Consider the following 12,187-nt stretch of genomic DNA (forward strand, 5'->3'; position numbering starts at 1 on the left):
CGGAGCGCCGCCTCGATGCGGCCGGGTGGTCACTCGCTTGGAGAAGCACTATGAACCTGAAGATCAGTGGACATCATCTCGAAGTCACGCCTGCAATTCGCGAATACGTGATCACCAAGCTGGACCGGGTGCTACGGCATAGCGATCAGGTGATCGATGGCACTGTGATCCTCTCGGTCGACAACCACAAGGAAAAGGACAAGCAGCAGCGCGCGGAAATCAACCTGCACCTGAAGGGCAAGGACATCTTCGTCGAAAGCGCGAACGGTAACCTGTATGCAGCGATCGATCTGCTGATCGACAAGCTGGATCGCCAGGTCGTCAAGCACATGGAGCGCCTGCAAACGCACGCGCACGACCCGATCAAGCTGCAACCGTCGATCGACCAGATCGAACTGCCGCCGCAGTAATCGTCAACGCAACACGCACGCCGCCCGGTTCGCCGGGCGTTTTTTTTGCCACTCGGCACGCAGGTGCAACCGGTCCGTCCGTGCTGCGCCATGCACGCGGCTGTGCTCTATAATGTTCCGGTTATCGCCGGGGGTGTTGGATGCGGTAGCTGCGTTGCACGTTGCCATGCCACATGCCTTGATATCGCCGAACATGGAAAATCAGTCCGCCGCCGCAAGGAGACCCCAGGCCGCCCAATCGCCTGCCAACATGAATCGCCTAGCCAAAATCCTGCCCATAGAGAACGTCGTCATCGACCTCTCGGTCACCAGCAAGAAACGCGTCTTCGAACAAGCCGGGCTGATGTTCGAGAATCAGAACGGCATCGGCCGCAGCACCGTCACGGACAACCTGTTCGCGCGCGAGCGCCTCGGTTCGACCGGGCTCGGCGAAGGTGTCGCGATTCCGCACGGCCGCATCAAGGGCCTCAAGCACCCGCTCGCCGCGTTCGTCCGGCTCGCCGATGCGATCCCGTTCGAAGCCCCCGACGGCCAGCCGGTCGGCCTCCTGATCTTCCTGCTCGTGCCCGAGCAAGCCACCCAGCAGCATCTCGAGATCCTGTCGGAAATCGCGCAACTGCTGTCCGATCGCGACGCGCGCGAGCGTCTGCACAACGAAACGGATATCGCCGAGTTGCATCGCCTGCTCACTCAGTGGCAACCTTGAGTTGATCCGGGCGGAATATTTTCCCGTACGCGGCGGCACACGCCGCCGTTCAGGGCCGCCCGGCGCCGGCCCGGCATGGCGACGTCCGTCGCCGCGCGCACGCACCGGCCCATTGGAGTGACGAGAGTCATGGATACGTCCAGCATCAACGCCCAGAGCATCTTCGACGACAACGCGGCCACGCTGAAACTGAGCTGGCTGACGGGGCATGAAGGCTGGGAGCGCGGCTTTTCGGCCGACACCGTCGGCAATGCAACCTCGAGCGCCGACCTCGTCGGCCACCTGAACCTGATCCACCCGAACCGGATCCAGGTGCTCGGCGAAGCCGAAATCGACTACTACCAGCGGCAAACCGACGAAGACCGCTCGCGCCACATGGCCGAGCTGATCGCGCTCGAACCGCCGTTCCTCGTCGTCGCCGGCGGTGCCGCGGCGCCGCCCGAACTCGTGCTGCGCTGTACGCGCTCGTCGACCCCGTTGTTCACCACGCCGATGTCGGCCGCCGCGGTGATCGACAGCCTGCGGCTCTACATGTCGCGCATCCTCGCACCGCGCGCGACGCTGCACGGCGTGTTCATCGACATCCTCGGGATGGGTGTGCTGCTGACCGGCGATTCGGGCCTCGGCAAGAGCGAGCTCGGCCTCGAGCTGATCAGCCGCGGCCACGGCCTCGTCGCCGACGACGCGGTCGACTTCGTCCGACTTGGCCCCGATTTCGTCGAAGGGCGCTGCCCGCCGCTGCTGCAGAACCTGCTCGAAGTGCGCGGCCTCGGCCTGCTCGACATCAAGACGATCTTCGGCGAAACCGCCGTGCGGCGGAAAATGAAGCTGAAGCTGATCGTCCAGCTCGTGCGGCGCCCCGACGGCGAATTCCAGCGCCTGCCGCTCGAAAGCCAGACCGTCGACGTGCTCGGCCTGCCGATCAGCAAGGTCACGATCCAGGTGGCGGCCGGCCGCAACCTCGCGGTGCTCGTCGAGGCGGCCGTCCGGAACACGATCCTGCAGTTGCGCGGAATCGACACATTGCGCGATTTCATGGATCGGCAACGACTCGCGATGCAAGATCCCGACAGTCAGTTCCCCGGCAAACTGGTGTAACCCGCACGCGCCGGCCACGCAACGCCGACGCGTCGAGCCGGTGCTATGATGAAACGTCAGGATTCTCTGCTTCCCATGCGCATCGTCCTCATCACCGGCATCTCCGGCTCAGGCAAGTCCGTCGCGCTGAACGCGCTCGAAGACGCAGGCTATTACTGCGTCGACAACCTGCCGCCGCACGTGCTCCCCGAACTCGCCCGCTACCTCGCCGAGGATGGCAAGCGCCGGCTCGCGGTCGCGATCGACGCGCGCTCGAGCGCGTCGCTCGACGAAATGCCCGGCCTGATCCGCGATCTGTCGCGCGAGCACGACGTGCGCGTGCTGTTCCTCAATGCGAGCACCCAGGCGCTGATCCAGCGCTTCTCCGAGACGCGCCGCCGCCATCCGCTGTCCGGCTCGCTGTCGCACGATGCGGACGTCGGCCTGCTGTCGTCGCTCGAGGAGGCGATCGAGCGCGAACGCCACCTCGTCGCGCCGCTCGCCGAATTCGGCCACCAGATCGACACCAGCACGCTGCGCGCGAACGCGCTGCGGACGTGGGTCAAGCGCTTCATCGAGCAGAAGAACAACGACCTGATGGTGATGTTCGAATCGTTCGGCTTCAAGCGCGGCGTGCCGCTCGACGCCGACCTGATGTTCGACGTGCGCGCGCTGCCGAATCCGTACTACGACCACCAGTTGCGCCCGCTCACCGGGCTCGACCAGCCGGTCATCGCCTTTCTCGACGCACTGCCGATCGTCCACCAGATGATCGACGACATCCATGCGTTCCTGATGAAATGGCTGCCGCACTTCCGCGATGACAACCGCAGCTACCTGACCGTCGCCATCGGCTGCACGGGCGGGCAGCATCGGTCGGTGTTCATCGCGGAAACGCTCGCCGCGCGCCTTGCGCACGACGCGAACGTGATCGTGCGGCATCGTGACGCGCCAGTGGATGTCGACGCGTCGTCGCGGCTCGTCTCCGAGGTCGACCGACCCTAGCGACGCCCGCCCCAACGCCCGCGCGCCCCATGTCCTCCCTATCGACCACCCTGATCGACCTGCCGCTGTTTCCGCTGCATACGGTGCTGTTTCCGGGGGGCCTGCTCCCGCTCAAGGTGTTCGAGGCGCGCTATCTCGACATGGCCCGCGCGTGCCTGCGCGACGACGCACCGTTCGGCGTGTGCCTGCTGAAGAGCGGGCCGGAAGTCGCGCAGGACGGCGCCGTGTCGGTACCCGAGACCATCGGCTGCATGGCGCGCATCACCGAGTGCGATACCGGTGAATTCGGCATGCTGTACCTGCAGGCGGTCGGCACGCAGCGTTTCGAGCTGCTGTCGTATCGCGTCGAAGGCAACGGGCTGCTGGTCGGCATCGCGGAGCCGCTGCCCGACGACATCCCGCTCGAAGGCGAGCAGTCACTCGCACAGTTCGGCTCGTGCGCCGAGGTGCTCGAGCGCATCATCGACGCGCTGAAGAAGTCCGATCCCGAGAAAATGCCGTTCTGCGAACCGTTCCGCCTCGACGATCCGAGCTGGGTGTCGAACCGGCTCGCGGAACTGCTGCCGCTCGACCTGCGCGCGCGGCAGAAGCTGATGGAGTTTCCGGACGTCGGCGCGCGCATCGATGCCGTGCACCACGTGCTGGACCGGCACGGCTGGTTATAGCACGCTCGGAACCTGTCGCTTTGCCCGAGCCATCCGGGTGATGGCGTCCCACGAGGGGCTTCCTTCCGGGCGAAAAGGCGGGCCGGCGTTTTCCGCAGCGCCCCGAACCGCCACTTCGCGTCAGGCCGCCTCGGGGGACTTCCGTCGGGACGAAAAGCCACGAGCGTCCGACGTTTCCCTGAAAACGCGGCATGCGCCGCGCCCCTCCCCCTCCGTTACAGCAGCGGCCCGCTCAGCGCATCGAGCAGCTTGCGCACGGGCGCCGGCACGCCATACGCGTCGAGCCGGCTCAGCGGCACCCAGGCGGTGTCCGCGTCCCGCGCGCCCGAAGGCAGGCCGCCACCGTCGGCCATGTCGCTCAGCCGCGGCTCGATCTCGAGCCGGAAATGCGTGAACGTGTGTGTGAGCGGCGCGAGCGGCACCGTGCCGCCGCCGCCGAAGCCACGCGCGAGCTCCGCGACCGCGGCGTCGCCGTCCGCTTGCGGCAGGCTCCACAGCCCGCCCCAGATGCCGGTCGGCGGCCGCCGCTCAAGCAGCACGGCGTCACCGTCACGCAGCACGAGCATCCAGGTCTTGCGGGTCGGCACGGCCTTCTTCGGCCGCGCGGCCGGCAGTTCGCGCTGGCGGCCCGTCGATTGCGCGACGCAGTCGCCCGCGAACGGGCAGCGTGCGCAATCGGGCTTGCCGCGCACGCACAGCGTCGCGCCGAGATCCATCAGGCCCTGCGTATACGCACTCACGTCAGCCGCGTTCGCGGCGTCGGGCAACAGCGATTCGGCGAGCGCCCACATGTCGTTCTCGACGCGCTTCTCGCCCGGGAAGCCTTCGACGCCGAACACCCGCGCAAGCACGCGCTTCACGTTGCCGTCGAGGATCGTCGCGCGCGCGCCGTACGCGAACGACGCGATCGCCGCGGCCGTCGAACGGCCGATGCCCGGCAGTTCGGCCAGCGCGTCAGGCGTCGCCGGAAATGCCCCGCCGTGCTCGGCGACGACGACCTGCGCGCAGCGATGCAAGTTACGGGCGCGAGAGTAGTAGCCGAGCCCGGCCCACAGCGCCATCACGTCGTCGGTCGGCGCGGCCGCGAGCGCGGCGACGTCGGGGTAGCGTTCGAGAAAGCGCGTGTAATACGGGATGACGGTCGATACCTGCGTCTGCTGCAGCATGATTTCCGACAGCCAGATCCGGTACGGATCACGGGTGTTCTGCCACGGCAGGTCGTGGCGGCCATGCTCGCGCTGCCACGCGACCAGGCGCGTGGCGAACGAGCGATGCAGCGGCGTGACGGGGAACGGAGCGGGGGCGATGCGGGGCGGCTTCAAGTTATCTAATCGTGGAAAAGGTTTCAACGCTGGCAGGTCGGGCAGAAATAGGTCGACCGCTGACCCTGCACGATCTGGCGGATCGGCGTGTTGCATACGCGGCATGGCTGGCCCGCACGGTCGTAGACGAAGCAGTCGAGCTGGAAATAGCCGCTTTCGCCGTTGCTGCCGACAAAATCGCGCAATGTGCTGCCGCCGCGCTCGATCGCGTCGGCCAGCGTCGCGCGCACGGCGTCGGCCAGCCGCTCGTAGCGCGGCAGCGACACCTTGCCGGCGGCCGTCGTCGGCCGGATGCCGGCGCGAAACAGGCTCTCCGACGCATAGATGTTGCCGACGCCGACGACCATGTCGCCCGCGAGCAGCGCCTGCTTGACCGACACGGTGCGCCCGCGCGTGCGCGCGTGCAGCAGCGCGCCGGTGAACGCCGGCGAGAACGGTTCGACGCCGAGGCTCGCGAGGAGCGGATGCGCATGCACGTCGCCCGCTTCGCGCGGGTGCCACAGCACCGCGCCGAAGCGGCGCGGATCGCGGAACCGCAGCACGAATTCGTCGAAGATCCAGTCGATGTGGTCATGCTTCGCGGCGACCGGCACGCCGGCCGCGGGCAGCACGCGCAGCGTGCCCGTCATGCCGAGGTGGACGATGAACCAGCCCGCGTCGACCTCGAACAGCAGATACTTGCCGCGGCGCTCGACGGCGAGCACTTCGCGCGCGCGCAACTGCTCGGCAAGCCCGGCCGGCACGGGCCAGCGCAGCATCTCGGTACGGACGTCGACACGCTCGACGCGGCGGCCCGCGACAAAGGGCTCGATGCCCCGGCGCGTGACTTCGACTTCTGGCAACTCTGGCATTGTTTGCGGGTCTGAGACTGGATTCACGATCGTGCGTGTATTGTAGCGAGCGCGTTACAATCGGTTGAAACATCGAACGGATTTCCATGACTCTGCCCTCGAAGCTGCTTCAGAAGCGCCCCGCCGCCGTGCGCGGCGCGCGCGCCTTCCCGGTCCGCCGTGCACTCGGCGCCGCGCTGTTTGCCGCCTGGACCCTCACCGCCTTCCCGGCTCACGCGCAGGATCCGGCATCGGACGACGCGGAGTCGCAGGGCGCGTTCGAGCATGTGATGCCGGACGAGAAAAAGGATCTCCCCGGTGTTCCGCTGACGAGCCAGATCGTCTACCAGGTGCTCGCCGCCGAGGTCGCGCTGCAGCGTAACCAACCCGCGCCGGCCTACCAGACCTACCTCGCGCTCGCCCGCGACACGCGCGATCCGCGCATGGCGCAGCGCGCGACCGAGATCGCGCTCGGCGCGCAGAGCCCGGCCGACGCGCTGTCCGCCGCGAACCTGTGGCGCCAGTACGCACCCGATTCGAATCGCGCATCGCAGGTCGATGCCGCGCTGCTGGTGCTCGCCGGCAAGCCGGCCGACGCGCAGCCGATGCTCGCGCGCGAGCTGGCCCGGGCGACCGGCGAGACGCGCGGCCCGGCGATCCTCGCGCTGCAGGCGCTGCTCGTGCGCGGCTCCGACCGCGTCGGCGGCCTCGCGGTGCTGAAGGACATGCTGAAGAACGACCTGAACCGGCCCGAAGCCCAGCTCGCGATCGCGCGCCAGCAGCTCGCGGTCGACGACAAGGACGGCGCCGCGCAATCGCTGAAGCAGGCGCTGCAGCTCCGCCCCGACTACCTGCCGGCAGCCTTGATGCTGTCGCAGATGGGGCCGGCGGAACGCGCGGCGGGCATCGTGTCGTTCGAGAAGTATGTTCAGCAGAATCCGAAGTCGCGCGATGCGCGGCTCGCGCTGTCGCAGCTCTATCTCGCCGACGATCGCCTCGATGACGCGCAGAAGCAGTTCGAGACGATGCGCAAGCTCGACGCGAAGGATCCGACGCCGCTGATGGCGCTCGCGCTGATCAAGATCCAGCAGAAGAAGCTCGACGAAGCGACCGTCTTCCTGAAGCAGTACGTCCAGCTTGGCGACAAGCAGCCGAACCTCGACGTCGGGCAGGGCTACATCTACCTCGCGCAGATCGCGATCGACCAGAACAACGACGCGCAGGCGTCGCAGTGGCTCGACAAGGTCGACCAGACGAGCCAGCACTACCTCCCCGCGCAGATCACGCGCGCGCAGCTGCTGCAGAAACAGGGCAAGACCGACGAGGCGCGCAAGGTGCTCGACGACCTGCCGATCACGGATCCGCGCGATGCGGCCGTGGTCGCACGCACCGACGCGTCGATCCTGTTCACCGCGAAGCGCTATCCGGAGGCCGAGGCACGGCTCGGGCAGGCGGTCCAGGACTTCCCCGACGATCCCGACCTGCGCTACGACTACGCGATGGCGGCCGAAAAGACCGGCCACTACACGACGATGGAAAAGCAGCTGCGCGAGCTGATCCGCACGCAGCCCGACAATCCGCAGGCGTACAACGCACTCGGCTATTCGCTCGCCGACCGCAACCAGCGGCTTCCCGAAGCCAGCAAGCTGATCGACAAGGCGATGACGCTCGCGCCGAACGACGCGTACATCATGGACAGCCTCGGCTGGGTGAAGTACCGGATGGGCGATACGGCCGGCGCGGCGAAGGTGCTGCGGCGTGCGTACGAACTGCAGCCGAACGCCGAGATCGGCGCGCATCTCGGCGAAGTGCTGTGGAAGAGCGGCGCGCAGGACGATGCGCGTTCCGCATGGCGTGACGCGCAGAAGCTTGAGCCGGACAACGACACGCTCGTGCAGACGCTGAAACGCCTCCAGATCAACGGTCTCTGATGCAGATGTTCCCGACGTTTTCCCTGTCCTTCCGCGCGCAGCGCACGCTGGCCGCAGCCGGCGCGGCGCTCGTGCTCGCGGGCTGCGCGAGCACGCCGCCGTCGGCCAGCGCGCCGACCGGCGCGGCGCTGCAGACTGCCGCAACGCACGCTTACCATGGCCGCTTCGCGGTGCGGTACGACGACCGTCTCGGCAATCCGCAGAACGTGTACGGCAACTTCGACTGGCAGGAGCACGGCAACGATGTGTCGCTCGAGCTGCGCAGCCCGCTCGGCCAGACGCTCGCGGTCGTGAAGTCGACGCCGCAGGCGGCATCGCTCGAATTGCCGAACCGCCCGACCCAATATGCGCCCGACGTCGGCGACCTGATGCAGAAAACACTCGGTTTCGAACTGCCGCTCGCGGGCCTGCGCTACTGGCTGCTGCCGACCGCCGCGCCCGCCACGCCTGCGCAGACGGTGCGCGATCCGGCCGACGGTACGCGCGTCAAGCAGATCCGCCAGGACGGCTGGACGATCGACTACCTTGCCTACGCGGATGCCCCGGCCACGGGCGTCAAACGCGTCAACCTCGTGCGCGCGACACCGCCGCTCGACATCAAGCTCGTGCTCGATCAGTGAGCACCCGCCCAGCCCAGACATACGCATGACCGATTCGACCCGCTCGCTGCGCAACTGCCTTGCGCCCGCGAAACTCAACCTGTTCCTGCACATCACCGGCCGCCGTCCGAACGGCTATCACGATCTGCAGAGCGTGTTCCAGTTACTGAACTGGGGCGACACGCTGCACTTCACGCTACGCGACGACGGCCGCGTCGCGCGCGTGACCGACGTGCCCGGCGTGCCCGAGGAAAGCGATCTCGTCGTGCGCGCAGCCAACCTGCTGAAAGCGCATACGGGCACCACGCACGGTGTCGACATCGAGATCGACAAGTGCCTGCCGATGGGGGCCGGCCTCGGCGGCGGCAGCTCCGACGCGGCGACGACGCTGCTCGCGCTGAACCGCCTGTGGGAACTCGACCTGCCGCGCGCCGAGCTCCAGTCGCTCGCGGTAAAACTCGGCGCAGACGTCCCGTTTTTTATTTTTGGAAAAAATGCGTTCGCAGAGGGTATCGGAGAAGAATTAGCTGAGGTACAATTGCCGACTCGCTGGTTCTTGGTTGTAACGCCCCGCGTTCACGTCCCAACCGCTGAAATATTTTCAGATGAGTTGTTGACAAGAGATTCGAAGCGCGTCACAATTACGGACTTTCTTGCACAGCAAAGCAGCGACGCGGGATGGCCAGATAGTTTCGGTCGGAACGATATGCAGCAAGTTGTGACAAGTAAGTACGCGGAAGTTGCGCAGGTGGTCAAATGGTTGTATGATGTGACCCCCGCGAGGATGACCGGCTCCGGAGCAAGCGTGTTTGCAGCGTTTCGCAGCAAGCATGAGGCAGAAGCGGCGCAAGCCAAGCTGCCCACCGGTTGGAACGGTGCAGTTGCCGAGAGCCTGAACGAGCATCCGCTCTTCGCTTTCGCGTCATGAAGTTTTACTTTGCCGAACGGCCTACACAAGTTCGGTGAAGTTATCAGTTGAGTGTAGGGGAGTCGCCAAGTTGGTCAAGGCACCGGATTTTGATTCCGGCATGCGAGGGTTCGAGTCCTTCCTCCCCTGCCAAAAATTTTCCCGCATTTCCCGCCTAAGCCCGAAGCAGGTGCACGATGAGCAGCCATGACGGCCTGATGGTTTTTACTGGCAACGCGAATCCCGCGCTCGCCCAGGAAGTCGTCAATATCCTTGGAATTCCCCTCGGCAAAGCAATGGTCAGCCGTTTCTCCGACGGCGAGATCCAGGTCGAGATCCAGGAAAACGTGCGTGGCAAGGACGTCTTCGTCCTGCAATCCACGTGCGCACCGGCGAACGACAACCTGATGGAACTGATGATCATGGTCGATGCGCTCAAGCGCGCATCCGCCGGCCGGATCACTGCAGCCATCCCCTACTTCGGTTACGCCCGTCAGGATCGCCGCCCGCGTTCGGCGCGCGTCGCGATCTCGGCGAAGGTCGTCGCGAACATGCTGGAAATCGCCGGCGTCGAGCGGATCATCACGATGGATCTGCACGCCGACCAGATTCAAGGCTTCTTCGACATCCCGGTCGACAACATCTACGCAACGCCGATCCTGCTGGGTGACCTGCGCAAGCAGAACTACCCGGATCTGCTCGTCGTGTCGCCGGACGTCGGCGGCGTGGTGCGTGCCCGGGCACTCGCGAAGCAGCTCAACTGCGATCTCGCGATCATCGACAAGCGTCGCCCGAAGGCGAACGTCTCCGAAGTGATGAACATCATCGGTGAAGTCGAAGGCCGCACCTGCGTGATCATGGACGACATGGTCGATACGGCAGGCACGCTCTGCAAGGCCGCGCAAGTGCTGAAAGAGCGCGGCGCGAAGCAGGTCTTCGCGTACGCGACGCACCCGGTGCTGTCGGGTGGCGCAGCTGATCGCATCGCCGCATCGGCGCTTGACGAGCTGGTTGTCACCGACACGATCCCGCTGTCCGCCGAATCGCTCGGCTGCTCGAAGATCCGTTCGCTGACGAGCGCGAGCCTGCTGGCCGAAACGTTCTCGCGGATCCGCCGCGGCGACTCGGTGATGTCGCTGTTCGCGGAATCCTGATCGCGAATCGACTGAACAAAGCATGCGCAGAAAGCGAAGCGGCAACGCTTCGCTTTTTGCACAATCGGACGGGATAGACGAAACCCTGTCCGTTTCATCGGGGGCCGCAGTCTGACGGCCCCGTTTTACTGCCTGGTCGCGGGCAGCTATTGGAGAATCACATGAAAGTCGTCGCTTTCGAGCGCCAAGAGCAAGGTACGGGTGCGAGCCGCCGCCTGCGCAACGCTGGTAAGACCACGGGTATCGTTTACGGTGGCGAAGCAGCCCCGCAAAAGATCGAACTCGATCACAACGCCCTGTGGCACGCCCTGAAGAAGGAAGCTTTCCACTCGTCGATCCTCGACCTCGAAGTGGCTGGCCAGTCGCAACAGGTTCTGCTGCGCGACGTGCAATACCACCCGTTCAAGCAACTGGTGCTGCACGTGGACTTCCAACGCGTTGACGCGAAGAAGAAGCTGCACACGAAGGCTCCGCTGCACTTCCTGAACGCTGAAATCAGCCCGGCCGTGAAGCTGTCGAGCGCGATCGTTTCGCACGTCGCGACGGAAATCGAAATCGAGTGCCTGCCGGCTGACCTGCCGGAGTTCCTCGAAGTCGACCTGTCGAAGATCGAAGCCGGTCAATCGCTGCACGCGAAGGACATCACGCTGCCGAAGGGCGTCGCGCTGGTCGCACACATCGACGCGGAAAACCCGGTTGTCGCATCGGCGACGGTCCCGGCTGGTGCCGTGTCGGACGCAGCAGAAGGCGAAACGCCGGCTGCCTAAGCGGGCTGCCAACGCGCCCCATCGATCCGTTTCACGAAACGGTCGACGCAACCCGCCGCGGCTTGCCCGGCGGGTTTTTCTTTTTCTGCGCCAGGCGGCCGTTGCCGCCTTCGAAACGTCATGATCAAACTGATCGTCGGCCTCGGCAATCCCGGGGCGGAATACACCGCGACGCGCCACAACGCCGGCTTCTGGCTGATCGACCAGCTCGCCCGCGAAGCCGGCACGACGCTGCGCGACGAGCGCCGCTTCCATGGCTTCTACGCGAAAGCGCGCCTGCACGGCGAAGAAGTCCACCTGCTCGAGCCGCAAACCTACATGAACCGTTCCGGCCAGTCGGTCGTCGCGCTCGCGCAATTCTTCAAGATCCTGCCCGACCAGATCCTCGTCGCGCACGACGAGCTCGACCTGCCGCCCGGCACCGTGAAGCTGAAGCTCGGTGGCGGCAGCGGCGGCCACAACGGCCTGAAGGACATCACCGCACACCTGTCGTCGCAGCAGTACTGGCGGCTGCGGATCGGCATCGGCCATCCGCGCGACCTGATTCCGGAAAGCGCGCGCGCCGGCGCGAAGCCCGATGTCGCGAACTTCGTGCTGAAACCGCCGCGCCGCGAGGAACAGGACGTGATCGACGCGTCGATCGAACGCGCGCTCGCCGTGATGCCGATGGTCGTCAAGGGCGAACTCGACCGCGCGACGATGCAGCTGCATCGCAACTGACCGCATCGCACCGCTCCGGTGCATCGAGCCGTCCGGCGCCACCGGGCGGCCCCGCCCGCCCCACCCTGCGCGCACATGCGGTAATCTGGTCGCT

13 protein-coding genes and 1 tRNA gene are annotated in these 12,187 nt (G+C 66.0%); 12 read left to right on the forward strand and 2 right to left on the reverse strand.

Annotated elements, in window-relative coordinates:
- The first annotated feature begins 50 nt into the window (after window positions 1–50).
- The 5 genes from hpf to CFB50_RS15555 all read left to right on the forward strand — a co-directional run bounded on the left by hpf (window position 51) and on the right by CFB50_RS15555 (window position 3,863).
- On the forward strand, window positions 51–410 hold the full coding sequence (hpf, locus tag CFB50_RS15535; protein WP_006477786.1) for a ribosome hibernation-promoting factor, HPF/YfiA family: 360 nt from the start codon (window positions 51–53) through the stop codon (window positions 408–410).
- 166 nt (window positions 411–576) lie between these two features.
- Window positions 577–1,116 carry a PTS sugar transporter subunit IIA gene (locus CFB50_RS15540; RefSeq protein WP_011546240.1) on the forward strand — a complete coding sequence of 180 codons (540 nt, stop codon included), beginning with the start codon at window positions 577–579 and terminating at the stop codon, window positions 1,114–1,116.
- Between the two features lie 129 nt (window positions 1,117–1,245).
- A complete protein-coding gene (gene hprK / locus CFB50_RS15545) occupies window positions 1,246–2,214 on the forward strand; it encodes an HPr(Ser) kinase/phosphatase (RefSeq protein WP_011353227.1) in 969 nt (322 codons plus the stop codon).
- A gap of 75 nt (window positions 2,215–2,289) precedes the next feature.
- The gene (rapZ, locus tag CFB50_RS15550; RefSeq protein WP_069248889.1) at window positions 2,290–3,198 is read left to right on the forward strand and encodes an RNase adapter RapZ; all 909 of its coding nucleotides are present in this window, start codon (window positions 2,290–2,292) and stop codon (window positions 3,196–3,198) included.
- A 29-nt stretch (window positions 3,199–3,227) separates the two neighbouring features.
- Window positions 3,228–3,863 carry an LON peptidase substrate-binding domain-containing protein gene (locus CFB50_RS15555; protein WP_089446443.1) on the forward strand — a complete coding sequence of 212 codons (636 nt, stop codon included), beginning with the start codon at window positions 3,228–3,230 and terminating at the stop codon, window positions 3,861–3,863.
- 215 nt (window positions 3,864–4,078) lie between these two features.
- Here the strand turns inward: CFB50_RS15555 and mutY are convergent, their stop codons facing one another.
- Both mutY and mutM read right to left on the reverse strand, forming a co-directional pair.
- On the reverse strand, window positions 4,079–5,185 hold the full coding sequence (mutY, locus tag CFB50_RS15560; RefSeq protein ID WP_089446444.1) for an A/G-specific adenine glycosylase: 1,107 nt from the start codon (window positions 5,183–5,185) through the stop codon (window positions 4,079–4,081).
- Between the two features lie 23 nt (window positions 5,186–5,208).
- Window positions 5,209–6,036 carry a bifunctional DNA-formamidopyrimidine glycosylase/DNA-(apurinic or apyrimidinic site) lyase gene (mutM, locus tag CFB50_RS15565; RefSeq protein WP_089446445.1) on the reverse strand — a complete coding sequence of 276 codons (828 nt, stop codon included), beginning with the start codon at window positions 6,034–6,036 and terminating at the stop codon, window positions 5,209–5,211.
- An 86-nt stretch (window positions 6,037–6,122) separates the two neighbouring features.
- Here mutM and CFB50_RS15570 point away from each other — a divergent pair, with 86 nt between their 5' ends.
- From CFB50_RS15570 to pth, 7 genes are all read left to right on the forward strand, one after another.
- Entirely contained in the window at window positions 6,123–7,946 is a 1,824-nt protein-coding gene (locus tag CFB50_RS15570; protein ID WP_089446446.1) for a tetratricopeptide repeat protein, read from the forward strand.
- Entirely contained in the window at window positions 7,946–8,566 is a 621-nt protein-coding gene (gene lolB / locus CFB50_RS15575) for a lipoprotein insertase outer membrane protein LolB (protein ID WP_089446447.1), read from the forward strand. The genes CFB50_RS15570 and lolB overlap by 1 nt, the downstream gene beginning before the upstream one ends.
- A gap of 25 nt (window positions 8,567–8,591) precedes the next feature.
- Window positions 8,592–9,473, forward strand: coding sequence for a 4-(cytidine 5'-diphospho)-2-C-methyl-D-erythritol kinase (gene ispE, locus CFB50_RS15580; RefSeq protein WP_089446448.1), 882 nt, complete (start codon window positions 8,592–8,594; stop codon window positions 9,471–9,473).
- A 55-nt stretch (window positions 9,474–9,528) separates the two neighbouring features.
- A tRNA-Gln gene (locus CFB50_RS15585) sits at window positions 9,529–9,605 on the forward strand.
- A 44-nt stretch (window positions 9,606–9,649) separates the two neighbouring features.
- A complete protein-coding gene (locus tag CFB50_RS15590) occupies window positions 9,650–10,606 on the forward strand; it encodes a ribose-phosphate pyrophosphokinase (RefSeq protein ID WP_069248896.1) in 957 nt (318 codons plus the stop codon).
- A gap of 161 nt (window positions 10,607–10,767) precedes the next feature.
- A complete protein-coding gene (locus CFB50_RS15595) occupies window positions 10,768–11,373 on the forward strand; it encodes a 50S ribosomal protein L25/general stress protein Ctc (RefSeq protein ID WP_085042200.1) in 606 nt (201 codons plus the stop codon).
- A 120-nt stretch (window positions 11,374–11,493) separates the two neighbouring features.
- Window positions 11,494–12,093 (forward strand): aminoacyl-tRNA hydrolase, encoded by a 600-nt coding sequence (gene pth / locus CFB50_RS15600; protein ID WP_006477776.1) that lies wholly within the window; start codon window positions 11,494–11,496, stop codon window positions 12,091–12,093.
- The last annotated feature ends 94 nt before the right edge of the window (window positions 12,094–12,187 follow it).

It is taken from the genome of Burkholderia sp. AU33423 (assembly GCF_002223135.1).
GTDB classification, from domain to species: Bacteria; Pseudomonadota; Gammaproteobacteria; order Burkholderiales; family Burkholderiaceae; genus Burkholderia; species Burkholderia lata_D.

Excerpts from the sequence above, each read along its gene's own strand:
- hpf (WP_006477786.1), top strand. The coding sequence starts at position 51 with ATGAACCTGAAGATCAGTGGACATCATCTCGAAGTCACGCCTGCAATT.
- CFB50_RS15540 (WP_011546240.1), top strand. The coding sequence starts at position 577 with ATGCCACATGCCTTGATATCGCCGAACATGGAAAATCAGTCCGCCGCC.
- hprK (WP_011353227.1), top strand. The coding sequence starts at position 1,246 with ATGGATACGTCCAGCATCAACGCCCAGAGCATCTTCGACGACAACGCG.
- rapZ (WP_069248889.1), top strand. The coding sequence starts at position 2,290 with ATGCGCATCGTCCTCATCACCGGCATCTCCGGCTCAGGCAAGTCCGTC.
- CFB50_RS15555 (WP_089446443.1), top strand. The coding sequence starts at position 3,228 with ATGTCCTCCCTATCGACCACCCTGATCGACCTGCCGCTGTTTCCGCTG.
- mutM (WP_089446445.1), bottom strand. The coding sequence starts at position 6,036 with ATGCCAGAGTTGCCAGAAGTCGAAGTCACGCGCCGGGGCATCGAGCCC.
- CFB50_RS15570 (WP_089446446.1), top strand. The coding sequence starts at position 6,123 with ATGACTCTGCCCTCGAAGCTGCTTCAGAAGCGCCCCGCCGCCGTGCGC.
- lolB (WP_089446447.1), top strand. The coding sequence starts at position 7,946 with ATGCAGATGTTCCCGACGTTTTCCCTGTCCTTCCGCGCGCAGCGCACG.
- ispE (WP_089446448.1), top strand. The coding sequence starts at position 8,592 with ATGACCGATTCGACCCGCTCGCTGCGCAACTGCCTTGCGCCCGCGAAA.
- CFB50_RS15590 (WP_069248896.1), top strand. The coding sequence starts at position 9,650 with ATGAGCAGCCATGACGGCCTGATGGTTTTTACTGGCAACGCGAATCCC.
- CFB50_RS15595 (WP_085042200.1), top strand. The coding sequence starts at position 10,768 with ATGAAAGTCGTCGCTTTCGAGCGCCAAGAGCAAGGTACGGGTGCGAGC.
- pth (WP_006477776.1), top strand. The coding sequence starts at position 11,494 with ATGATCAAACTGATCGTCGGCCTCGGCAATCCCGGGGCGGAATACACC.